The following is a 22,542-nucleotide window of genomic DNA, read 5'->3' as shown; positions in this document are numbered from 1 at the left end:
CAGGGGTGGCCTCCGTCGGCGCGGCGGTGATCCACGTCGCCATGTCCCCGGCGCACTGGAACGACTGGATGCCGTCCGGGGTGTTCTTCGCCGCGATCGGTGCCTTCCAGCTTCTCTGGGGTTTTCTCGCGTGGTGGCGTGCGAGCACCCTGCTGCTCCTCGCAGGTGTGGCGGCCAACCTCGGGTCGGCCGCGCTCTGGGTCATGTCGCGCACGGCGGGAGCGCCGTTCGGACCCAACGCAGGCGAAACCGAGGCCGTCGAGGCGGCCGGCATCTCTGTCATGCTGCTGCAGTGCTACGTCGTCATGGGCGCAGGGTGGGCCCTCTACCGGCGCCGTCGCGCGGAGGAGGTATCCGCATTCGGGCGGTCTCTGGTCCTCATGGGCGCCACGACGATCATGGCTGCAGCGGTCACGGTCGGTCTCGCATCCGGGCTGCAGGGCCACCACCATCACCACGGTGTCGAAGTCGAAGCCGAATCGGGGCATGGCCCGACAGGGGACGATCATGGTCACGGTGATCGCGGCCAGCCCGCTTCACCCGCGCAGAGCGGGGCTACGCCCTACGGTCATCACTCGGGATCTTCGGTAGAGCAGGGGGTCGCTGCCGTGCCGCAGACGGCTCCGGCGTCCTCACCTACACCGGACGCTGGCGGTCACCAGCACGACCACCACGACTGACTCATCTCGGCGACACCGTTCAGTGTTCGTACCCCAGGAGAACAACGGTGTGTCGGCGGCCTGCTCATGGTTGAGGACTCCCGCGGAGAGGGTGATTGCCGCTACGGGCCGCACCCAGTGCCGCCAAACCTGCGAGGACCATCAGTCGGCCCGATGCTCGCACAACGAGATCGAGTGCCCGCACTTCTTCAACGAATCTTCACAGAACGACTAGAGCATGCCTACCGAACCTCGGAACGCTGGCCTGTGCAGGCAAAGACCCACCGAGGGAAGGACACGATGTGAGTAGGACAAGGGCGGTTGTCACCGGGGTGGCCGCGCTGGCCGCGGTGGCCGCCATCGGCGCGTGTAGTAACTCGGCGACTGAGCAGTCACCGTCGGCGTCGGCGTCATCGGCGGCACCGGCCCAGAGTTCGGCCGCGGCACCGGCGGCCGCGCACAACCAGGCCGACATGATGTTCGCGCACATGATGATTCCGCACCACCAGCAGGCCGTCGAGATGAGCGACATGATCCTGGCCAAGCAGGGCATCGATCCTCGGGTGATCGACCTGGCCAACCAGATCAAGGCAGCCCAGGGGCCGGAGGTCACGAAGATGCAGGGTTGGCTTCAGCAGTGGGGGATGCAGATGAGCGGTATGCCCGCGTCACCGGGAATGGGCGGTATGCCGGGAATGGACGACATGCCCGGCATGCAGGGGATGATGTCGCCGGCAGACATGCAGGCGCTGCGGAGCGCCCAGGGCGTGGAGGCCAGCAGGCTGTTCCTCACCCAGATGATCGAGCACCATCGGGGTGCGATCACGATGGCGCAGAACGAGATCAAGAACGGTCAGTCTCCTGACGCGATCGCCCTGGCCAAGTCGATAGAGACGAGCCAGCAGAAGGAGATCGACACGATGAACCAGATCCTGAGCTCCTTGTAGGACGCTCGACGGACAGCGGTTGCACCGAAGCCGCGACGGGGAACGCTGCAGTGAAGGTGCTGCCGTGACCCGGTCCGGGACTCGTCACGCCGACGTGCCCGCCGTGGGCTTCGGTGAGCGCCTTGACAATTGCCAAGCCGATGCCCGAGCCGCCCCGCATGCGGTCGCGCGCCGAGTCCGCGCGGTAGAAGCGTTCGAAGACATGTGGGAGTCGCCCCTCGTCGATGCCGTCACCGTCATCGGTGACGCTGAGTTCCACGTTGTCCTGGACGCGCGAGACCGCGAGGGTGACGTGTCCTCCCGGCGGCGTATGGCGCAGAGCGTTGTCCAGGAGATTCCCGGCCACCTGCGCCAGCCGTTGGCGGTCCGCCCACAGGCGGGTGTCCCCGTCGGTCGAGAGGTGCAACGCGACGTTCTTCGCGGCGAAGCGATCAGCGATCGCCGCGGCGGATGTCCTTCCCGCATCGCCGGCGTCGATCCATGCCGGTGCGATCGTGGCGTGCGCCTCCTCGGCTTGGGCCAGCGCGGCGGCGTCGGCCGAGAAACGCACCAGTCGGCCGGTCTGTTCGCGCAGCACCGCTATGGTGGGTGGGTCCAGCGTCTTCACGCCGTCCTCCACTGCCTCGAGGTATGCCTCCAATACCGCCACCGGAGTGCGGATCTCGTGGGCAAGATCACCGAAGAGCTGTTGTCGCGTCGACTCCACCGCCTGCAGCCGATCAGCCATCCTGTTGAAAGCCACTGCAAGGTGATCGAATTCATCACCGAGCCCGGGTGATTCGACTCGGACGTCGTAGCGGCCCTCGGCGATCTCCGCTGCGGCGGCCGACACGTCGGCGATCGAGTGTTGTAGCCGTCGACTCAACACGATGGTGACGATGAGAGCGGTGATCGCGGCGACGCTGATCGCGACCCCGATGGACAGGGCTGTGGCGTGCTGGTAGGCCTGCTCGGCGTGATACTGCTCGCTCGAGTCATGGGCGACTCCGGCCATGTGCAGGTGCTCGCGGAACAGCGGTGGGCCGACCAGCGACGCGACCACCCACGTGGTCGCTCCACCGGCGACGAGCACCATCGTCTGCGCCAGGAGCAATCGGCGCCGCATTCCGAATTTCTGGAGCACGCTCACCGGCCTGCTCCCATCCGATAGCCCACACCGCGCACGGTCAGAACGAACTTGGGATCGCCGGGATTGTCGCCGAGTTTACGGCGCAGGTGTCCGACGTGAACATCGACGAGATGATCGTTGCCCACCCAGGGTTCGCCCCACACCGCGTCGATCAGCTGGCGGCGGCTCCACACCACCCCGGGCCGTGACGACAACGCAGCGAGGATGTCGAATTCTGTGCGCGTCAAAGGAACAACGTCCGCGGCCAGCAGGACCTCGCGGCCCGCCGGGTCGATCGACAGAGGGCCGAACACCCGCCGTGGCGGCACGTCGGCCGAGGGATTCGAGGCGGCGGGCGCGCCGACGATGCGCGGACGGCGCAGCATGGCTCGGATCCGGGCGACCAGCTCGCGCGGGCTGAACGGTTTGGTCACATAGTCGTCTGCTCCCACCGACAGCCCCACGATGGTGTCCACCTCGGTGTCGCGTGCGGTCAGCATCACCACGTAGGCGTCAGAGAACGTCCTCAACTGGCGGCATACCTCCAGGCCGTCGATCCCGGGCAGGCCCAGGTCGAGCACCACCACATCGGGGTCGACCTGGCGGGCGGCGCTCAGTGCATCGAGCCCGGTATGGCACACCGTGACCTCGAAGTGCTCGCGTTGCAGGTAGCTGGCCACCACCTCGGCCAGCGGTTCCTCGTCATCGACCACCAGGGCGCGATAACCCGGGTCAGCATCCATGACTTCATCGTGCCGTGCGGGCACGTCGCCATCCGTTTTTGAGCAGATCTTCACAGAACCAACATCGGTTCTTCGTGACATTCGCGCGACCGCGCTAGTGGCGGCGCAGCGTCTCCCAGTCGTTCTCGGCCTCCAGCTGGGCGATCAGACGCGACGTCCGTTCGCGCATCAGCAGTGTCGCGCCGATGCCGATCAGGACTGCTGCGACCAGCGCGATCCACGAGAACCGGGACAGCCAGCGCTCGGCCGCCATGCCCGCGTAGTAGACGACGGCGACGGTGCCGCCGGCCCACACGATCGCGCCGCTGGCGTTGGCGGCGAGGAAGCGCGGGTAGCGCATCCGCATGGCACCGGCGAGCGGCCCCGCGAAGATCCGCAGCAGCGCGATGAACCGGCCGAAGAACACCGCCCAGACGCCCCACCGCTGGAAGAGTTGCTTCGCCAGTGCGACATGCCCGGGGCCGAAGTGTTTCGGGAAACGCTTACCGAGCCGTTCGAACAACGACATCCCGTAGCGCCGCCCGATCGAGTAGCCGATCGTGTCGCCGATGATGGCGCCGAGCGCGGCCGCCCCCGCGACACCGATCGGACTGATGTCAAGGCTGTGGCGTGACGACAGGAGCGCCGCGCTGACGAGCGCGATCTCGCCGGGCAGGGGAACGCCGAGACTCTCGATGCCGATGACCGCGCCCACCAGGATGTAGACCGCGATCGGCGGGATCGTCTGCAGGATGGCTTCGACGTCCATGCCGGGCTCAGAGCTGCCAGTCGTTGGAGCCGTCGTGGCGTGAATAGGTGCCGCCGCCGGAGTTCTTCACGACGATGGGGTCGCCGGCGCCGAAGTTGTCGTAGAACCACTGCGCGTTGGCTGGGCTGATGTTGATGCATCCGTGGCTGACGTCGCGCTTGCCCTGATCGGCGACCGACCATGGCGCGCTGTGGACGAAGTCGCCGCTGTCGTCGAAGCGGACGGCCAGCTCCACCGTGGTCTTGTACCCGTACGTCGAATCCACAGGGACGCCGTAGGTCGAGGAGTCCATCACCACCGACGGCATCTTCTCCTGCACGTAATAGGTGCCGTTCGGCGTCTGGTGGCCACCGGCGGCCATCCCCATCGACATCGGAATGGTCTTCTCCACCACCCCGTTACGGGTGACGGTCAACTGGTGGGTCGTGTCGTCCGCGGTGGCGATGAGGGTGTCACCTGTCTGAAAACTGGACACCGCGCCGCCGGCGTCGACGGTCACCGTGGTGTGCGCGGGCCAGAAATCCAGTGGGCGCCAGCGCAGCTGGGTCGGTGTCATCCAGTAGAACTTGCCGGGCACCGGCGGGACCGAAGAGACGTGCACGGCGTTCTCGGCGGCGACGGAATTGTCGACGAGGCCGGGGAAGTCGATGATGATCGGCTGCCCGACGCCGACGGTGGCACCGTTGACCGGAGCCACTTTCGGCGGACCGAACGGTGCCACCCCGACGAACGGCGTCGGGTCCTGTCCGGCGACCGGCTGGGCGAGTGCGGGTGCTGAACCCGCCATCACGACCGAGCCCGCCATCGCGGCAACACCGACTGCCCTGAGTGTTCTGAACGTCCAGTACGACATACGCATCCTTCCGTTGCGGTGACAGTGTTGCACTACGACCTGGGTTCCACGGGGACCTGGGATGTCAGGGCACGAGGCTGACCGACGACACCGACTGGGTGCCGCGCAGTCCCTTGAGTTCGACCTCGACGGGATCGTCGAACACGATGCCGTCGGCCCCGCCCGCCGACTCCCGCACCTCATCGCTGACGAGGATCTCGCCTCCCGCTGCGAGATCTGCGATGCGTGCCGCCATCGCGACGTTGCGGCCGAACAGATCGTCGCCCCGGCGCACCGACGTACCGACGTGGATGCCGATCCGCACCCGAATGGCGTCGTACCGCTCGGATTCGGACTGAAGGGCTCGCTGGATCGCCACACTGCACCGGATCGCATCGACGGGCTCGGCGAAGGCGATCATGAAACCGTCCCCCTGGTTCTTGACCACGACGCCATGGTGCTGGGCAACTTTGCGCTCCACGAGTCGGTTGTGCCGCTCGAGCAGCGACACCCAGGCCTGGTCTCCGAGCGTCTCATTGCGCTCCGTGGACCCCTCGATGTCGGAGAACATCAACACGACCCGTCCGTCGGAGGTGAGGCGCGCCAGATCCGGTCGTTCCACCCGCGCCCATGCGGCGAGGTCGTCGATCGAGCTTCGGACGGTGCCCACGGTGCCGGCAAGGCCGTGCCGGATCAGCGCGTCGGCGCTCTTGACGGTGTACGCGACAGTCCTGACCGCCAGGGGCGCAACCCCCGGCCGTCGTCTGCGCGCCCCGCGGGGAAGGCGCTCGCGCTGACGTCGCAACTCCTTTCGGGCGGTCGTGAGTTGGCGGCGCGACACGGTCAGCAGCACACCGAGGGTGATCACCGCCGCCGACAGGATCAGGGTCACGATCAGCAGCGCGGTGTCCACGCAGCCAGTATGGCCAGCGCCAGCCCGGTGTAACGCTGCACGGCTTCGCCGACACTACGCACCGTGCGGTTGTCACCGGGGCCGGCTCGCGCGTCGGACCGATTGACAGCGGCTACACAGGAAAACGCTCCTGCGCTGGTCGAGACGACGGCAAAATGTGAAGATCTAGTCGCTACCCAGGAATCTGGGAAGGCATGCGGCTCGACGAACAGATGGGAACGCAGTATGAGATCAAGGACCAGTCGCTTCTCGCTGGTTGCCGGCGGTGTCGCCCTCTCGGCGATGACGTGGCTGGCTGTGGGGTGTAGCTCCAACGAGGGCAACGCCCCGGAGACCTCCACCACCACGACGACGACCACGACGACGACCACGACGCCGCCGGCCACCACCCCGGCTACGCCGCCTCCGGCGTCGCCGACGGAGAACGTGCCCCGCACCGCCGGTGGCAATCCGTTCACCTCGATTCCGCCCAACGCCAACGACAACGGCAGGAACCCGGGGGCACCCCGCGCGCCGCACTGACAGTGGTGAGCCATCGTCACTGATGTTCGTGCGCCTGCATTCCGCGTCGCGGGCCTGACGGCACTGGTGGTGGGGGTCCTGGTACTCCTCACCACCAGTGTCGCCCCGATGCGGCCGACGTCCGCCGGTGGGCCGGGCCAGCTGATCGGTGGGCCGTACGCCGCCCTGCTGGCCCACTCGGTCGATCTCGGTCCCTCGCACGACCGCTCCGCCCAACTCGTCGTCGAGCTGCGCGATGCCGCCGAGCCCACCGCCCTGACCCGATGGGCCGACAGCCAGACGCTTTCGGTGCATTGGCAACCGGGGCAGCGCTGGGCGGTCGTCGAGGGCGGCGCCCAAGCCGTTGCCCGTGCGTTCCGCGTCGACGTGCACGACTACCGCGAGCGCCACGGCACGGTCTTCTATGCCTCCCGCCGCCAGCCTGCCGTCCCGGACGCGGTGACCGAGGACGTCGGGGCCGTGGGCCGCATCCTCGGCTACACCCCCTTCCGGGACAACCAACCTCGGCAATTGCCTCTGGACGTGCCCGAATTCGGGCTCACCCCCGCGGCCCTACGCACCACCTACGAATCCGATGGGCTCGTCTCAGACGGCTACACCGGCAAGGGTCAGACCGTCGCTATCTTCGCCTTCGGTGGATTCCGGCAGTCCGACCTCGATGCGTTCAGCACGAGCAACGACCTTCCGGCCTTCACGCCGACCGTGTTCGGCGAAGCGTTCGACGAGCCGAGCGCCGAGACCACCATGGATCTGTCGGTCGTGCACGCCATCGCCCCCGACGCGCGCACGATCGTGGTGAACGCGCGGCCCACCGTGGAAGGTGACGGCGCCTACGTCAAGATCGGGCAGCTGATGTCCGATGTCGACCAGCAGTTCCCCGGCGCAATCTGGAGTTTCTCGATCAGCTGGGGGTGCGACAAGCTGCTCACCGCAACAGATCTCGCACCGGCACAGTCGGCTTTGGTGGCCGCGGCGGCCCGCGGTACCACTGCGTTCATGGCCAACGGGGATCTCGCCGGACTGGAGTGCAAGAGTGGAGACGAGTGGTCGTCGGCGCCCGAGCAGGACAGCATCGGGCTGAATTCCGTTGCCTCCCTTCCGGAGATGGTCAACGTCGGCGGTACCACGCTGTCGACCACCGCGACCGGCGCCTGGTTGGGGGAGCAGTCCTGGTACGACGTGCCGCTGTCGCTGGGCACCAGTGGCGGCGTCTCGGAGCTGTTCGACCTGCCGCCGTGGCAGCGCGGTGTGCAGGGTGCCGTCCCGTCGGGCCGCGCCACCGGGAGGCGGCTGACACCCGATGTGTCCGCGGTGGCCGACCCCTTCACCGGGGTGAGCTTCATCCTCGACGGCCAGCCGACGATCGGCGGCGGCACCTCGCAGGCTGCGCCCATCTGGGCGGGCCTGGCCGCAGTGATGAACGACTATCTGGTCTCCACCGGCGGGCGCCCGCTCGGAGACCTCAACCCACTGCTGTATCGGATCGCCGCCGGGGCGCGGCTGCCGGCGTTCCGTGATGTGACGCTGGGCGGCAACGCCGTCGACGACGCCACGCCCGGCTACGACCTCGTCACCGGCCTGGGCACCCCACGGGCGGGCAACCTCGTGCGCGACGTCGCCGATGTGCAACAGGAGAACTCATGAGCGACGAGAGTCCCTTCCCGACCACGGAGTGCCGCATCTGCCGTATCGACGTGCCCGACGGCGAGTTCTGCGGGCTCTGCGGGTGTCATCTGACGCCTCGCAAGTTCGAAGGCCCGGACTGGTTGCGCTTCCGCAACTTCGGTGCCGCGCCGGGGGAGAACGTGCTGACCCCCTCGTTGCTGAGTTCGCTGTTCCCGCATCTGGCGCACCGCGGCGCATTCCGGGTGGCGTTGGGGGTCATGCTGGTCGCTCTGGTGGCCTTCGCGCTGCTGCGGATGCCTGCGGCCTTGATCTCGGTCGGCGTGCTGGGGCTGCCTGCGCTGTTCCTCGTGTACCTGCGCGAGGCCGACGCACTGCGCGATCTGCCGGCGCGCCTCCTCGCGCTGACGATCGGGCTCGGTGTGGTGCTCGGGGTCGGGTTCGTCCTGGTGGCCGGCGCGGCCTTTAATCGCTCCTCCGGTGCCGCCGTCGGGGTGGGCATGAGTAATGGGCAGATGATCCAGGAGGGTGCGGCGATCCCGCTCGTCGGCGCGATCCTGATGCTGGTGCCCGTCATCGTGGTCCGTCTGATAGGCCCCCCAACCCGAGAGTCGTTGGAAGGGTTCATGATCGGTGCACTCGGTGCACTGAGTTTCACCGCCGCGGCGATGATGACGCGGCTGGTGCCGCAGCTGGACACCGGCCTGGTCAGTGACGCCCCACTGACGTTCTATCTGGTCGAGGCCGGCATCCGGGGCGTCGCGGCACCGCTGATCGCCGCGGCCACCGGTGGCCTGGTGGGCGTCGCGCTGTGGTTCACCCGCCCCGAGAGCAAGAAGGATCAACGGCCCGGCCTGGTCCGATTCGTGATGGTGGCGTTCGCGGTCGCCGTACTCGCGTTGTCGATCGCGCTGGGAATGGTCGACATCTCCCGCTCGCGGCAGTTGTTGATGCTGGCCCTGTACGCGGTGGTGGCCGCGGCGGCGCTGTTCCTGCTGCGCATCAGCCTGCACTTGGCGCTGCTGCACGAGGCGCACGACGAGACGGTCGGCGACGAACCCGTCGTCTGCCAACACTGCGGCCACGTGGTGCCCGACATGGCCTTCTGTCCGGTGTGCGGAGTGGCCGCCCGGGCGTCCTCGCGGTCGTCGCGCGCGCAGCGCCGCAGTGCTCGGCCTCAGCGCATCGACACCGACGGCGAACAGTCTTGACCACCACGACGTTCTTCCCCGGCTACTCCGTCAGTGGCGGACACGCCCCGGCGGTGGGCCGGCCCTCGCACCGAATGGTGTTGCTGCTGTGGCTCATTCCGGTGATTCTGGTGGGCGCGGTGCTCGCGGTGATCTCCTCCCGGGTGACCACGCCGCCGGTCCGCTTCGTCTGTCCCCCCGACTGCGGACGCCCACCGATCGGCACCCCGGTGGCGATCAACCCGCGGTTCACCGCGCCGGACGGGTCCTTCTCGGTGTCGTATCCGGCGGCCGGTTCGTCCTACCGCATCACCACCGGCGACGACGGTGTGGTCGCCGAGTTCACCGGCGGGGAGGGCGGCACGCTGCGGCTCTCCAGCCAACCCGCCGCGGGCAGGGCGGCCCGTCAGATCGTCGACGACCTGAAGGCACAGCATGTCCCCGACGGACGTGTCGTCTACGAGATCCCCAATGCGATGGTCGGGTACCAACCCGGCTTCGGCGAGGCCATCGACTACTACCCACAGGGCTCCACGAGCAGCTACACCCGCATGCGGGTGCTGGTTCTGGCCGCGGTGAAGAACGATCTCGCGCTGATCGCCTCAGTGGTCGGCCCGTACCACCAGTTCGGGCCGGACTTCGGGCCAGGCAAACCCTCGGGAGCCAATGTGCAGCTTGCACTCGATATGGGCAAATACGTCAACAGTTTTGCGTGGCGGGGTGATCCGCCGCGCTGAGTTCTCAGGCCCGTCGAAGGCTCGTCAAAAGCTGGTCAACGGCGGTACCAGCGGTTACGTTCGACGGGTGAACGTCCCGATCGAAGCGATGTGCGGCAAATGCGGTCACTGCGCTCCGGTCGTCTCTTCCCAGCCCACGTGGTCTGCCGGCTCCGACCGCGTCACGCGCTGGTTCCTTGATGTCGACTGTGCCGACTGCGGACGGCAGTACGGCTGGCTCTCCGACAAATGACCCCCCGCGCGGTACGTCCCGCGGCATAGGATGTGCTCGACGACAGGGGGCGAGACGGTGAACCGAGCACACGTGGGTCTGAGCGTTGCCGGTGCGGTCGCGGCGATGATGACGCTGGCAGCACCCGCTACGGCGGACACGGCCGGCTATCTCGAGGGCCTGGAGCCGGTGTACACGTCGCTGACCCGCGACCAGTTGCTCACCGCGGGCTCGATGGCCTGCGCGATTCTCGGCAGCGGACAGCCGGCGCCGGTCGCGGTCAATGCGCTCTACAAGCAGATGGGCATTTCGCTGGCCGCCGGCAACAGCATCGTCACCGGAGCCGTCATCGACCTGGGCTGCTGACGGACTGGGCTGCTGAGCCCGCCCCTCACCACCCCATCGAGCCGGGCACACCCTTGAAGGGGCCGGCGATCCAGCTGGTGATCCACCCGCCGTAGAACCCGCCGGGTTGTGGGACGACCTCCTCACCGTTGACGGTGCAGCGATCCACGGCCGCCGCCATCACGGCCACCGCACCGGCGATGGCGGCGAACCCCGGGGTGGGTCGCGGGTAGGTCCACGCCGCACGCGGTGCCACCGCCGACGGCGTCACCAGGTCGAAATAGCTTGCCTGGCCCTTCCATTCGCACCACGAGGCGCCCTCGGCCTTCCGCAGCACCCCGTCGGCGAAACTGCTCGCCGGGAGGTAGTACGTCGGGGGGTGGCTGGTCTCGAGCACCCGCCAGGCGCGCTCGGTGGAGGCGATCACCTGCCCGCCGAGTTCGACAGTGATCGACCCGGCGAAGTCTTCGAGTCGGGGCGGGCGAGGGTAGTCCCACACCGATTCCTGGCCAGGTTTCGGGGTCTCGGGTACCGGCATGCAGCCGAGTGTAAGGGTGGTCCCATGACAATCCGAGACGACAACAGTGCGCGGACGTTCTTCGGGCATCCGATCGGGCTGACCAACCTGTTCGGAGTGGAGCTGTGGGAACGGTTCTCCTTCTACGGGATGCTCACGATCCTGGCCTACTACCTGTACTACTCGGTCACCGACGGCGGGCTGGGCCTGCCGCAGAGCACGGCCACCGGAATCGTCGGCGCCTACGGCGGTCTGGTGTACCTGTCGACGGTGCTGGGCGGCTGGATCGCCGACCGGGTACTCGGCATGGAGCGCACCGTGTTCTACGGCGGCGTGGTCGTGATGATCGGCCACATCGCCCTGGCGATCCTGCCGGGGCTGGCCGGAGTCGGCGTCGGCCTCGTGTGCGTCGCCCTTGGCTCCGGCGCGCTGAAAGCGAACGCCTCGTCGCTGCTGGGCACGCTCTATGACAAGGGCGACGCACGCGCCGACGGTGGCTTCACGCTGTTCTATCTGGGCATCAACCTCGGCGCGTTCATCGGGCCGCTGATCACCGGGCTGCTGCAGACCCACGTCGGCTTCCACTACGGCTTCGGGGCGGCCGCGATAGGCATGGCGCTCGGTCTGGCGCAGTACGTGGCGTTCCGTCGCAACCTCGGCGGGCACGGGCGTGAGGTCCCGAACCCGTTGCCGCGCAGCGCTGTCGGCAAGACCGCAGCCGTCATGATCGGCGCCGTGGTGGTGATCGGCGTGGCCATCGCGCTGCGGCTGGTCACCCTGGCCAACCTCTCTCAGGTGACCACCGGCGTCATCGTCGTCGCATCGGTGGCCTACTTCGCGATCATGCTGCGCAGCCCGAAGGTGGACGGCGAGGAGCGGGTCCGGGTGCGCGCATTCATCCCGCTGTTCGTCGCGAACGCGGTGTTCTGGTCCCTGTTCCAGCAGATCTTCACAGTCCTCGCCGTGTACTCCGACGAACGGATGAACTGGTCGATCTTCGGCTGGACGGCGCCGTCGAGCTGGATCGGTTCGATCGAGCCGGTGTGGATCATCCTGCTCTCCCCGCTGTTCGCGCTGCTGTGGACGCGCCTCGGCAACCGCGCGCCCACCACCCCGCGCAAATTCGCCTACGGCGTGATCGGTATGGGCCTGGCGTTCCTGTGCTTCGTACCGCTCGCCGGCGGTACCGGCCGCAGCACCCCAGCGCTGCTGGTGATGGCGATCATGGCCGTGTTCGCGGTCTCCGAACTGCTGCTGTCGCCGATCGGCCTGTCGGTGACCACCAAGCTGGCGCCGGAGGCGTTCCGCGCGCAGATGATGGCGCTGTACTTCTTCTCCGTCGGTCTGGGCACCGCGATGTCCGGGGTGCTCGCGGGCTACTACGACACATCCAACGAGGCCGCGTACTTCGGCATCCTCGGTGCGGTGGCCGTGGTGGCGGGTGTCGTGGTGTTCGTGATCTCGCCGTGGATCAGCCGCCAGATGGAAGGGGTGCACTGAGTGTACTGAGCACGATGGTTGCCGCCTCGGTCAAGGTGCCGTCGTCACGGGGCTGCTCGAACACCACGTCGGCCCCGCGGCCGACGGCGATCAACGAGGCGATCGTGTTGCCGAACAGCGGCCCGCTGAGGTTGTGCCACGACACCGGCAGCTCCGGCGAGCCCGCCCTGCGCGCCCAGCGGCGCGCGAGGCGGGCCGCTGGTGCCGACCAGCCGAGCTTGAACGCGGGTTTGACGTAGGCGGGCACGTAGTTGTGCACCGGCGAGCAGACCAGTTGGTGCACCTGCGCACCGCTGGGTTCACCGAAATCGGCGCGGGCGGCGTAGCTGTGGTGCACGTCGCCGGAAAGCACCGAGATGGTCGCCGGGCCGTCAGGGCGCGGGCGTGCGGCGTCGGCGATCATCGTGCTGAGCCGCACGAACGAGGCGAAGAAAGCCGGCCAGTGCTCGAGATCGGCGCCCTGCCTGATCTTCTCGCCGAGTCGCCCACGCAACCCCTGGCGGCCCGCGGCGATCTCGTTCACGATCTGCACATCGCCGAGGGCCGGCGGCAGCAGCCACGGCAACGACGACCCGATGATCAGGTGATCGACGCCCGACAGATCGCTGACCTGTTCCTCGACCCAGGCGAACTCGCGGTCGCCCAACATCTTTCGCTCCCCGCCGTCGAGAATGCGGGCGTTGCGTGAGTCGACCATGACGAGCCGGCTGCGGCCCAGATCCCACCGGAAGCTGAACCGCAGGCCCTTGTCCCCGTCGACCTCGCTGTCGGCCCGGTCGGCGAGCTCGGCCAGCAGCGGCCAGCAGTCGCCATCGGCGGCGAGCACCTTCTGGTAGTCGTCGTCGCTGTCCAGCTCGGTGGGGCTGAGATTGCCCAGGTGCTGATACACCCAGTACGAGGCCAGCCCGGCGCGGATGCGGTCCCGCCACCACGGCTGGGCGTTGATCTCGGCGCGCCATGTCGCCGACGTGTTCCAGTCGTCGCGGATGTCGTGGTCGTCGAAGATCATCGCCGTCGGCAACGTCGAGAGAATCCAGCGGATCTCAGGGTCACCCCAGGTGTGCCGGTAGAGGCCGACGTACTCGGAGAACGACACCACCTCGTCGGGCGGCCGGCGGTTGGCCGAGCGCTTGCCCGCCGAGCGGCGGCCGGACAGGTGTTGGCGCGCCTGCGGGGTCAGCTCGTCGGCGTACACCTGATCGCCGAGCAGGAGCAGGGCATCCGGCCATTCCGACACGGGTAGGTCGGTGAGCCGGGTCGCGTAGCAGTCCAGGGCGTCGAGCCCGAGCTTGCGATCGAGCTTCTCCTCGCCGGTTTTGGGGTAGCGGCACGAGCCGAAGATGACCCGTAGCCGATCGGCGGTCTCCGGTCCCCGCGTCCTGATGACGCTGGGTGGGAACGACGAATCCGGCTCCGGCCAGCACGTCGCGCCGTCGACACGCACCTCGTAGGGGGTGACGGTGTCGGGGGTCAGCCCGCTGACCGGGACGAGCGCGTAGTGACAGCCCTGCACTTCGAAGGTGCGGGCCCGGCAACCGAGCACCTCCACTTCGGCCGGCGCGTCGGTCTGCACCCAGACCGTCGCGGTCGTCTCACCGACATGGCGCAGCACCGGACCAAGCAGAAGACTCACCGTGCCAGCCTAGTGCGCGCGTCGGCTTGTGGTCAGTGCCGTCGGAGATGACGGTGTCGCTGCCTGTCGGTGGTAAGTTCCGGCACGAGCACCGTCGCCGAGGGGGTCACCGTGGTCAGTTGTCATCGAGCGCCCACCGGTGTGTGGACCGGGGTGGCGGTCCTGGGATTCGGTGTCGGTGTGCTGATGGCGCCGGGCGTCGCATCGGCTGCGCCCTCGGACGGGTCCGACGCTACAGCGACGCAGTCCACCGCCCGCAGTGCGAACACGGCGACGCCGCGGGAGCGGCGCGCCGCGCGGATCGAAGCGCGTCGAGAAGCGGCTCAGCAGCGCCGCTACACCCTGCACAACCGGCGGCCGACGGCAGATCCCGAGACGGCTGAGCCGACAGAGGACGGTGCCGTCCGCGGCAACCTGAATGCCTCCGACCGTGACGACACCGACCTCACCTACACCGTCAGCTCGGGCGCCGCCTGGGGATCGGTGGCCATCGATGCCGACGGCGGGTTCGTCTACACGCCGGCCGCCGGAAAAGCAGGTCGGGCAGACAGTTTCACGATTGCCGTCGACGACGCGCCGGGCAATCCCTTCCACCTGCACGGGCTGCTGGGTGGACGCCGACCGACCGAGGTGACCATCGCCGTGCCGGCGGGCGCCGCCGCCGCAGACCCCGCTGCGGATCCTGTGCGCACCATCGACGGCAGGTTCGACGATCGGGCTGTGACCGGTGTGGCCGATGCTGCGGCGGTGATGAACGGTGTCGCGCAGACGTTGGGCATCCGTGAGGGGTTCGCCGATGCACGTGGCATCACCGTGTCCACCGCCGGCAGCGGGGACGACGCCGAAACCTACTATCGCTTCGCCGAGACCATCGCCGGTGTGCCCGTGCTCGGCAGCGACGTCATCCTGGTGACCGACGCGGCCGGCGCGGTGACCGGGCTGGTCAACCACTACCGCGGACTGTCCGATTCGTTCGACGTCACGCCCGACGCTGCGCCACCGCGGTTGCGGCGGATGGCCGCCCAGCAGCTGGTGGTGTACGCCCCCGACAACAAGACGGCGCCGATCCTGGCCTGGCAGGTCGTCGGTGCGGTGCCCGGGATCCGCTTCTCCCGCCCGGGCAGCACTGTGTTGATCGGTGCCGACGGTGCTGCTGTCGGCGACGTCGTCGTCGCGCGTGCCACGGCGGACCCGGTCTCGGCCAGAGACGTCGCCAAAGACTGGCTCGGCCAGCGGCGGACCATCATCATCGACGTTCGCACCTCGCCGTGGTCCACGGTCTCGCGGTTGATCGACGCCGGCCGCGACATCACGACCTACAAGACGTCCTTCCCTTACTTGGGCCTGCTGGGTGGTTTCCTGCCGGGCACGGTGGTCAAGCGGGGGTGGCTCGGATGGAGCGACGACGCGGTGTCCGCGCATGCCAACATCGCAGAGGTCTTCGACTATTACCGCGACGTGCTGGGGCGGACATCGTTCGACGGGAGCGGGGCGCCGGTTCTGGTGAGCATTCGCTACAACCCGGGCCGACCGAACGGCGGGTATCAGAACGCGTTCTGGGATCCCAGCATCGGCCAGTTCGCGTTCGGCGACGGTGGGCACCTCGAGGCGGCGGTCGATGTCATCGGCCACGAGTACACCCACGCCGTCGTCACCTATGTGGTCGGTGGCCCGACGGGTGGCGTCTCGGTGCTGGACTACGGCGAATCCGGTGCCCTCAACGAAGCGTTGGCCGACATCATGGGGACGCTGATCGAGAACGATTCCGGAAGCGACCGTTGGCTTCTCGGTGAGGACTCCGGCCTCGGTGCCATCCGCGATCTCGCCGACCCGGCGTCGATCAGCACCTCGCTCGGGCCCCACCGTGTCACCTACGCGACTCGCTACCAGGGGACCCTCGACGATGGGGGCGAGCACGTCAACAGCACGATCTTCAGCCATGCCGCCTACCTGATGATGACCGACCCGGCGACTGCGGGAATCTCGAATGACACCTGGGCCGAGGTCTTCTACCGCGCACTGTTCCGGTTGAGTGCGGGGTCGGTTTTCAGCGACGGACGCGCCGCGGTGCAGAGCGCGGCGCAGGCGGTCGGCCTGACCGCCGCCCAGCAGGCGGCGATCGCCAAAGCGTTCGATGCCGTCGGAATATCCAGTGCTGCAACGTTAACGGTGGTCTGACTGGTCGATGAGCACCGCTCCGTCGGGGCGGTCGCCGAGCGTCTGCAGCGCGATGGCGTCCCCGGTCGAGGTGAGTCGGATGATCTGCGCGAGCTCTGCCGGTGCGTCGCACTGCACATAGTGGTCCGCGGTGGGAACCACCCAGAAGCGGTTGCGGCCGGGCTTCGACCTCAGGTAGGTCTGCCAGACGTGGGTGGCGACCCGCAGGGGCGCGACGCTGTCGTGGAGGCCCCAGATCAGCGTGGTGTCGACGTCGATCGTGGAGAGGCGCTCGAGCCAGCCCTGTTCGTCGGCGGCCCGCTCGTGCAGATAGCGAATCGTGTCGGGCAGCAAGGCGATCCCGTCGTCGTGAGCGAAACACTGCGCCAGCGCAGCGATCTCGGGGTCTGACAGATCGCGACGCGGCATGAACGTGGTCGCGCCGAGCCCGGCGGCGAGCATCTGCGGCGTCGTCGCCGCCGCGGTGGCCCGGCCGGTCGCGTCGTCGAGCAGCGCCACCTGGAACGCGGTCAGGTTGGCCAGGGGCAGGAAAATGTTGGCATTGGTCAGGAACACCTCCTGCGGCATGGGGGCGTCGGCGTCGGCGAGCATCGCCAGCGCGATCATGCCGATGCTGCTCCCTCGGTCATGGGTGATCATCCGGTAGTCGCCGAGCCCCCACACCTCGGTGATCGCGTGCATCAGTAGTCGCGCATCGTCGTAGAGGGAATAGGCGTAGGGTGCCGATGGCTTCTCCGAGAGCCCGTAACCCGGGAAGTCGAGCGTGAAGATCTCGACGTCTTCGGACAGTTCCCCGGCGAGCGCGCGGAAGTCGATGCTCGCCGTCGGAAATCCGTGCACGCAGACCAGCGCCGGTGCACCCGGTGTGCCGGCCCGGCGCGCGAACACCTCGACCTGCTGGCCGGTGTTGGCGGGCGTGGTCGATGCCCAGGTGAAAGTCGTTCCGCCGCGTCGCCATTCATCGAAGACATCCACGCATGACAAGCTAGCGTCTCGAAGACGGGTCGGAGGAGGTGTTCGGCGATGCGGCGGGTGCTGACGTTGGTCGCGCCGCTCGGTCTGGCGTTCATCCCGCTGGGCATGGCGCTGGGCTTCCTGGTGGTGCACGCCGGGTTGGCGTGGTGGTGGGCGCCGGTGTTCGCCGGGGTGATCTACGCGGGGTCGCTCGAGTTCCTGATGGTGGCACTGGTGGCGGGCGGCGCGCCGGTCGCGACCGTCGCACTGACGACGCTGGTGGTCAATTCGCGGCACATCTTCTACGCGCTGTCGTTCCCGCTGCACCGGGTTCGCGGTGTCGCGGCGAAGCTCTACAGCACGTACACGCTGTCCGACGAGGCGTATGCGGTCGGGGTCAGCCCGCAGGCGCAGGGGTGGACCACCCGCCCGATCCTGTTCATGCAGTTGATGTTCCACCTGCTGTGGGTGACCGGTGCAGCTCTGGGCGGCGTGCTGGGCGAGGTGCTGCCGATCGACCGGCTCGTCGGCCTGGACTTCGCGCTGACCGCGCTGTTCGTCGTGCTCGGCATCGAGGCGTACCGGCAGCGGCCCGATCCGCTGACGGCGGTGCTGGCGGTGCTGTGCGCCGTCGGGGCGTGGCTGGTGGTGCCGGGGCAGATGCTGGTGTGCGCATTCGCTGCCTTCACCGCGATGTTGCTGCTGCGACGACGGACCCGGCATGCCTGACACCGGGTACATGGCGCTGCTCGTCGGCGTGAGCGCCGCAGTGACGTGGGCGCTGCGCGCGCTGCCGTTCGCGGTGCTGGCGCCGATGCGCGACAGCGCCGTGGTGCGCTATCTCAGCGTGCACATGCCCGTGGGCGTGATGGCGATGCTGGCGCTGTACTCGGTGAAGACGGTCGTGGGGGACACCGCGCTCCAGCTGTTGTGGCTGGTGGTGGCCGTCGCGGTGACGGCGGGGCTACAGCTGTGGCGTGGGCGGGCGCTGCTGAGCATCCTCGTCGGGACCGCGTGCTACGTGACGCTGATGACGGTGTGGGGCGGCTGAAGTCGAGCGGCAGTCTTGTCGGACCCCACCGGTAGTATCGAACACATGTTCGAGTCCGCGGAGGCTGTCGATTGCGTCCTCGCAATGGGGTGCGCCACCCGCGCTGAGTCGCGGGCAATCGCCGAGCGCCTCGCCGCGGTGGCCCGGCTCCACGCGCTGCGTACTCGTGAACACCCGGGGGCGGAGCACTGGGTTGTCGACGTCACCGAGGCGGTGGCCGCGGAAGTGTCCGCGGCGCAGAACATCAGTCGATGGCGCGCCGGAAGCCAGGTCCGCATGGCGGTGTCGCTGCACTCACGTCTCCCCGCGGTCGCGGCCGTCTTCGCGCGCGGGGAGATCGATCTGCGCATGGTACGGATCGTGCTCAATCGGACCGACAACGTCGAAAGCGACATCATCGCCGCGCTCGATGCCACCCTCGCGCCGAAGCTGATCGGCTGGATGCGCTTGTCGGAGAACACGTTGAAAGACCGCGTGGATCAATGGGTCGCAACAATCGACCCGGCCGGGGTTCGAGTCCCGCCGGACGTCCGCGACAACCTGTATTTCACCGTCGAATCCCATCAACCCGGTACGGCATTCGCCGGCGGGTTGCTCGACGCGCTGGATGCCGCGGCGCTCGACAAGCGCCTCGACGCGCTGGCCGCCACTGTGTGCGAGGCCGATCCTCGCACCCCCATGCAACGGCGGGCAGCCGCGTGCGGTGCACTCGGCCGCGGCGAATCGACGTTGGCGTGCTGCTGTGGGTCGCAGGACTGCCCGGCTGCGGCGCTCGAGGCCTCGGCCGCCCGCGTCGTGGTGCACATCCTCGCCGAGCAGGCGACCGTCGACGGGCGCAGTGACGCACCCGGCTATCTGGACGGGTTCGGAATCCTGCCCGCCGAGTCGGTGCGTGATGCCGCTGCGGCGGCCGACATGCGTCCCGTCGACAGGCCCGGTGACGACGCGGAGTGCGGATATCGGCCGTCGCGCCGGCTTGCGGATTTCCTGCACTGGCGGGACCTGACGTGTCGCTTCCCCGGTTGTGATGCTCCGGCGCGGAGGTGCGACGTCGACCACACGACACCGTGGCCCGCGGGTCCCACCCATCCGTCGAACACCAAGCTGTACTGCCGTGTCCACCATCTGATCAAGACCTTCTACACCGGCCTCAACGGATGGCGTGACGAGCAGCGGCCCGACGGCACCGTTGTACTCATCGCTCCCACGGGGCTGGTCTATCTGACCGATCCTCATGGCGGACAACTCTTTCCGTCTCTCGCGTCGTCGACGGGCGGCCTCCCTGATCGCACGAATGCCCCGGACGGGTCGGACAAGACTGCGATGATGCCGCGTCGGACCACGACTCGCGAGCAAGATCGCCGCGACCGCGTGGCCCGCGAGCGCAGGCAGCGCGCGGAGCTCGACGCACAACGCGACCGCGAGCATCGGGCGTGGCTCGCCGAAACCTACGAACCCCCGCCGTTCTGAACTGCCAGGGGCAGCGATTCCAAGCGTCGCACCAGCAGGCTCGGCAGCCACCGGGCCGGCCCCCCGGCGCGCACGTCGTCCGTGCGTCTCAACAGGTGCTCGAGTACGAGACGAGTCTCGAGTCGCGCCAGCGACGCGCCGACACAGAAGTGCGCGCCCCGGCCGAACGCTATGTGGCTCTTCATGTCTCGGCGATCGATGCGGAATTCGTCAGGTGTGTCCACATGGTCCGGGTCACGATTGGCGGCCCCCCACAGCAGGACCAGGCGCGCGCCGGCGCGCAGCCGATAACCGTGGAGTTCGCAGTCGCGCACCACGTGGCGGTAATGCCCGCGGAACGGCGGCTCGACGCGCAACACCTCTTCGATGAATGGCGTGATGAGCGCAGGGTCGTCGCGGAGCCGGCGCTGCAGCTCGGGGCGGCTCGCCAAAACATATGCGGCCGAACCGATCAGCGATGCGGTCGATTCACCGCCTGCGCTGAACAGTGTCACCATGATCACCTGCGCGGTGACCTCGTCGACATCGCCCGCTGCGCACGCCGAAGCCAGATCCGCCAGCAGAGTGCCCGGCGGTGCGGGCCGGTCGAGCAGGCCCGCGATGTAGGCCACCAATTCTCCGACGGCCGTGCTCGCCGCGGCCAGTTCGTCAGCACCGACCAGACCTTCCAGCAACTGCGTGCTGGCATAGCCCCACTCCGTCAACCGGTCGACGTCGTCCTCGGGGACCCCGATCAGCCGGCACACCACCATCATCGGTAAACGGTTGGCGATCGCCGACATCCAGTCGATCCGGTCATGCACCAGCGTCTCGTCCCACAGCCGCGCGACCGTGTCGGTGACGAACGACTCGAGCTCACGGATGCGTTTCGCCGCCAGGTGGGGAAGCAGCAGCTTGCGGTGGGCCGCGTGGATGGGATCATCGGCGATTGCGAGCACCTGGGTCGGGCCGCCCAATTCGTCCATGTCGAACACGCCGACCGTGCCGTCGGGCCGGTACGTCATCGTGCCGGTCAGATTCGACGAGAAGTCTTCCGTCCGGCCCACCGCATCGATCACCGCATCCCACGAACAGACCGCGTGGAAATCCGAATCTCCGATTCGGTGCACCGGGCCCGCTCCGTGCATTCGGGCGTACAGCGGGGCCGGATTCTGGATTGCCTCTTCGCGCAGCAGCGCCGCGCCGAGTTCGCCAGTCACGCTGTCAGGGTGGGAGGCGGTCGGCGTGGTGGTCAAGAGCGGCCGACCAAGTCGACACGGCAGCCGGGGCTGCGCCGCCGTCGCTGTCTCACCGCGATGGCCTGACCTGCTGCGGCCCGCCAGTACGCCATCCGCTTGCGTCTCACCGTGAGACCATGACGGGCAGAACACTCACGAGGGCGGGACGATGGCGAACGACTGGCTGGTGGGCGATCGGCGTGTCGCGGCAGCCGAACGCATCTACGCCGCAGCGGCCGAGATCATCGCCGCCGACGGGATCGACGCCTTCGACATGACGGCCCTCGAGGCCCGGGTGCACTGCTCGCGGGCGACCATCTACCGCCACGCCGGCGGCAAGAACCAGATCCGGGACGCGGTACTCGCCCGCAGCGCCGAGCAGATCGTCGCGCACGTGCGGTCTGCCGTCGACGGTCTGGAGGGTGCGGAGCGCACCGTCACCGCGGTCGCCGTGGCTTTGGACCATATTCGTGCAGACCCCCTGGGGCGGGCGCTGATCGCATCGGTGGGCAACGGTGGCCGCATCGGCTGGCTCGTCGAATCATCTCCGCTGGCCGCGATCGCCGCCGAACTGACCGGCCACGCCGACGACGACGTCGCCGCCTCGCAGTGGATCGTGCGTGTGGTGCTGTCGTTCGTCGTCTGGCCTCCCGCCGACCCGGAGCTCGAACGAGAGATGCTGCGCCGCTTCCTGGCTCAGCCCGCACCCTTGCCGTTGTCGACGCGATAGACCGCGCCGTGGATCGCGGCGGCGTCGTCGCTGGCCAGAAATGCGATCACCTTCGCCACGTCTTCGGTGGCCATGAATCCGCGCGGCGACGCGATCCGCATGATCAGATCCCAGTCGGCGTTCTCGGGCGCTTCGAACTCGGTGGTCTGCGCGGTCGGCATACCGCCGGGGCACACCGCGTTGACCCGCAGTCGCTCCTTGGTGAACTCGACGGCCAATGCCCGCGTCAGGCCGACCAGCCCGTGCTTGGCCGCGCAGTACCCGGCCGAGTACACCTCGCCCTCGACGCCCGCGATCGACGACACGTTGACGATGTTGCCGCCCGACGCCAGCAGATGAGGGAGCGCGGCCCGGCACAGTGCGAACGGCGCAGTCAGGTTGACCGCCAGGTCGACGTCCCAGTCGTCGTCGGTCATCGACGCGGTGTGCCGCATCCGGTGAAAGCCCGCGATGTTGGCGAGCACATCGAGGCGGCCGAACCGCTCGACGCAGTCCGCGACCGCCGCGGCGCACGCCTCACGGGAGGAGATGTCCACCGAGGCGACCGCGCCGCCTGGGACGTCGGCGAAGACCTGCGCCATTTTCGTTGCGTCCCGGGCGATTCCGAACACCGTCGCACCCCGCTCTGCGAACAGCCGCGCGGTGGCCGCACCCAACCCCGCCGAGGCTCCCGTGACCAACGCGACCTTGCCGCTGAGCTGACTCATGATTGCA

At 68.3% G+C, this 22,542-nt stretch carries 24 protein-coding genes; 14 read left to right on the top strand and 10 right to left on the bottom strand.

The genetic code is table 11. The annotated features are described in order from the left end of the window. Positions 1 to 5 precede the first annotated feature (5 nt). Entirely contained in the window at positions 6 to 680 is a 675-nt protein-coding gene (locus ACZ50N_RS16235) for a hypothetical protein (protein WP_052765236.1), read from the top strand. A 281-nt stretch (positions 681 to 961) separates the two neighbouring features. Beyond that, positions 962 to 1,606: a DUF305 domain-containing protein gene (locus ACZ50N_RS16230; RefSeq protein WP_464473298.1), complete on the top strand. Its 645-nt coding sequence runs from the start codon at positions 962 to 964 to the stop codon at positions 1,604 to 1,606. On the opposite strand, the gene ACZ50N_RS16225 is transcribed toward ACZ50N_RS16230, so the two are convergent. The 5 genes from ACZ50N_RS16225 to ACZ50N_RS16205 form a co-directional block, all read right to left on the bottom strand. Then, on the bottom strand, positions 1,503 to 2,711 hold the full coding sequence (locus tag ACZ50N_RS16225; RefSeq protein ID WP_082133389.1) for a sensor histidine kinase: 1,209 nt from the start codon (positions 2,709 to 2,711) through the stop codon (positions 1,503 to 1,505). The two genes, ACZ50N_RS16230 and ACZ50N_RS16225, sit on opposite strands and share 104 nt — an antisense overlap. Before the next feature lie 20 nt (positions 2,712 to 2,731). Further along, entirely contained in the window at positions 2,732 to 3,457 is a 726-nt protein-coding gene (locus tag ACZ50N_RS16220; RefSeq protein WP_046363565.1) for a response regulator, read from the bottom strand. Positions 3,458 to 3,551: 94 nt separating this feature from the next. After that, on the bottom strand, positions 3,552 to 4,205 hold the full coding sequence (locus tag ACZ50N_RS16215) for a DedA family protein (RefSeq protein ID WP_464473297.1): 654 nt from the start codon (positions 4,203 to 4,205) through the stop codon (positions 3,552 to 3,554). A gap of 7 nt (positions 4,206 to 4,212) precedes the next feature. Continuing rightward, complete coding sequence (locus tag ACZ50N_RS16210) at positions 4,213 to 5,010, bottom strand: L,D-transpeptidase (protein WP_464473296.1); 798 nt, start codon at positions 5,008 to 5,010, stop codon at positions 4,213 to 4,215. Positions 5,011 to 5,122: 112 nt separating this feature from the next. Next, the gene (locus tag ACZ50N_RS16205) at positions 5,123 to 5,950 is read right to left on the bottom strand and encodes an adenylate/guanylate cyclase domain-containing protein (protein ID WP_464473295.1); all 828 of its coding nucleotides are present in this window, start codon (positions 5,948 to 5,950) and stop codon (positions 5,123 to 5,125) included. Between the two features lie 225 nt (positions 5,951 to 6,175). On the opposite strand from ACZ50N_RS16205, the gene ACZ50N_RS16200 reads away from it, so the two are divergent. From ACZ50N_RS16200 to ACZ50N_RS16175, 6 genes are all read left to right on the top strand, one after another. Continuing rightward, the gene (locus ACZ50N_RS16200) at positions 6,176 to 6,472 is read left to right on the top strand and encodes a hypothetical protein (RefSeq protein ID WP_464470541.1); all 297 of its coding nucleotides are present in this window, start codon (positions 6,176 to 6,178) and stop codon (positions 6,470 to 6,472) included. A gap of 108 nt (positions 6,473 to 6,580) precedes the next feature. Further along, positions 6,581 to 8,116 carry a S53 family peptidase gene (locus tag ACZ50N_RS16195; protein WP_464473294.1) on the top strand — a complete coding sequence of 512 codons (1,536 nt, stop codon included), beginning with the start codon at positions 6,581 to 6,583 and terminating at the stop codon, positions 8,114 to 8,116. Continuing rightward, on the top strand, positions 8,113 to 9,306 hold the full coding sequence (locus ACZ50N_RS16190; protein WP_464473293.1) for a zinc ribbon domain-containing protein: 1,194 nt from the start codon (positions 8,113 to 8,115) through the stop codon (positions 9,304 to 9,306). Before ACZ50N_RS16195 ends, ACZ50N_RS16190 begins: the two co-directional genes overlap by 4 nt. After that, entirely contained in the window at positions 9,303 to 10,022 is a 720-nt protein-coding gene (locus tag ACZ50N_RS16185) for a hypothetical protein (RefSeq protein ID WP_046363560.1), read from the top strand. The genes ACZ50N_RS16190 and ACZ50N_RS16185 overlap by 4 nt, the downstream gene beginning before the upstream one ends. Continuing rightward, positions 9,952 to 10,254, top strand: coding sequence for a DUF7160 family protein (locus ACZ50N_RS16180; protein ID WP_423797674.1), 303 nt, complete (start codon positions 9,952 to 9,954; stop codon positions 10,252 to 10,254). Before ACZ50N_RS16185 ends, ACZ50N_RS16180 begins: the two co-directional genes overlap by 71 nt. Before the next feature lie 72 nt (positions 10,255 to 10,326). Next, a complete protein-coding gene (locus ACZ50N_RS16175; protein WP_048422857.1) occupies positions 10,327 to 10,599 on the top strand; it encodes a DUF732 domain-containing protein in 273 nt (90 codons plus the stop codon). 25 nt (positions 10,600 to 10,624) lie between these two features. Here ACZ50N_RS16175 and ACZ50N_RS16170 read toward each other — a convergent pair whose 3' ends face one another. Further along, positions 10,625 to 11,116 (bottom strand): DUF427 domain-containing protein, encoded by a 492-nt coding sequence (locus ACZ50N_RS16170; protein WP_464473292.1) that lies wholly within the window; start codon positions 11,114 to 11,116, stop codon positions 10,625 to 10,627. Between the two features lie 24 nt (positions 11,117 to 11,140). Here ACZ50N_RS16170 and ACZ50N_RS16165 point away from each other — a divergent pair, with 24 nt between their 5' ends. After that, the gene (locus ACZ50N_RS16165; RefSeq protein WP_464473291.1) at positions 11,141 to 12,595 is read left to right on the top strand and encodes a peptide MFS transporter; all 1,455 of its coding nucleotides are present in this window, start codon (positions 11,141 to 11,143) and stop codon (positions 12,593 to 12,595) included. Here the strand turns inward: ACZ50N_RS16165 and ACZ50N_RS16160 are convergent. Beyond that, positions 12,567 to 14,228, bottom strand: coding sequence for an alkaline phosphatase D family protein (locus ACZ50N_RS16160; protein ID WP_464473290.1), 1,662 nt, complete (start codon positions 14,226 to 14,228; stop codon positions 12,567 to 12,569). The two genes, ACZ50N_RS16165 and ACZ50N_RS16160, sit on opposite strands and share 29 nt — an antisense overlap. 69 nt (positions 14,229 to 14,297) lie before the next feature. Here ACZ50N_RS16160 and ACZ50N_RS16155 point away from each other — a divergent pair, with 69 nt between their 5' ends. Beyond that, positions 14,298 to 16,406 carry a M4 family metallopeptidase gene (locus ACZ50N_RS16155; RefSeq protein WP_464473289.1) on the top strand — a complete coding sequence of 703 codons (2,109 nt, stop codon included), beginning with the start codon at positions 14,298 to 14,300 and terminating at the stop codon, positions 16,404 to 16,406. Here the strand turns inward: ACZ50N_RS16155 and ACZ50N_RS16150 are convergent. Beyond that, a complete protein-coding gene (locus ACZ50N_RS16150; RefSeq protein WP_464473288.1) occupies positions 16,392 to 17,381 on the bottom strand; it encodes an alpha/beta fold hydrolase in 990 nt (329 codons plus the stop codon). The two genes, ACZ50N_RS16155 and ACZ50N_RS16150, sit on opposite strands and share 15 nt — an antisense overlap. A 48-nt stretch (positions 17,382 to 17,429) precedes the next feature. Between ACZ50N_RS16150 and ACZ50N_RS16145 the strand changes: the two genes are divergently transcribed. Genes ACZ50N_RS16145 through ACZ50N_RS16135 form a run of 3 tightly spaced genes read left to right on the top strand, consistent with a single transcriptional unit; the run spans position 17,430 to position 19,881 of the window. Further along, positions 17,430 to 18,089 carry an AzlC family ABC transporter permease gene (locus ACZ50N_RS16145; protein WP_048422861.1) on the top strand — a complete coding sequence of 220 codons (660 nt, stop codon included), beginning with the start codon at positions 17,430 to 17,432 and terminating at the stop codon, positions 18,087 to 18,089. Continuing rightward, positions 18,082 to 18,411 carry a branched-chain amino acid transport AzlD family protein gene (locus ACZ50N_RS16140; RefSeq protein WP_464470551.1) on the top strand — a complete coding sequence of 110 codons (330 nt, stop codon included), beginning with the start codon at positions 18,082 to 18,084 and terminating at the stop codon, positions 18,409 to 18,411. Before ACZ50N_RS16145 ends, ACZ50N_RS16140 begins: the two co-directional genes overlap by 8 nt. A 45-nt stretch (positions 18,412 to 18,456) precedes the next feature. Then, positions 18,457 to 19,881: an HNH endonuclease signature motif containing protein gene (locus tag ACZ50N_RS16135; protein ID WP_464473287.1), complete on the top strand. Its 1,425-nt coding sequence runs from the start codon at positions 18,457 to 18,459 to the stop codon at positions 19,879 to 19,881. Here ACZ50N_RS16135 and ACZ50N_RS16130 read toward each other — a convergent pair. Further along, positions 19,860 to 21,080, bottom strand: coding sequence for a cytochrome P450 (locus ACZ50N_RS16130; RefSeq protein ID WP_464473286.1), 1,221 nt, complete (start codon positions 21,078 to 21,080; stop codon positions 19,860 to 19,862). The genes ACZ50N_RS16135 and ACZ50N_RS16130 overlap by 22 nt on opposite strands. Positions 21,081 to 21,267: 187 nt before the next feature. Here ACZ50N_RS16130 and ACZ50N_RS16125 point away from each other — a divergent pair, with 187 nt between their 5' ends. Beyond that, positions 21,268 to 21,828 (top strand): TetR/AcrR family transcriptional regulator, encoded by a 561-nt coding sequence (locus ACZ50N_RS16125; protein ID WP_464473285.1) that lies wholly within the window; start codon positions 21,268 to 21,270, stop codon positions 21,826 to 21,828. Here ACZ50N_RS16125 and ACZ50N_RS16120 read toward each other — a convergent pair. Then, positions 21,795 to 22,535, bottom strand: coding sequence for an SDR family NAD(P)-dependent oxidoreductase (locus ACZ50N_RS16120; protein WP_464473284.1), 741 nt, complete (start codon positions 22,533 to 22,535; stop codon positions 21,795 to 21,797). The two genes, ACZ50N_RS16125 and ACZ50N_RS16120, sit on opposite strands and share 34 nt — an antisense overlap. Positions 22,536 to 22,542 lie beyond the last annotated feature (7 nt).

The organism is Mycolicibacterium obuense (assembly GCF_055397605.1).
The sequence above is the reverse complement of the archived record's forward strand: the minus strand, read 5'-3'. Positions and strand labels throughout refer to the sequence as shown.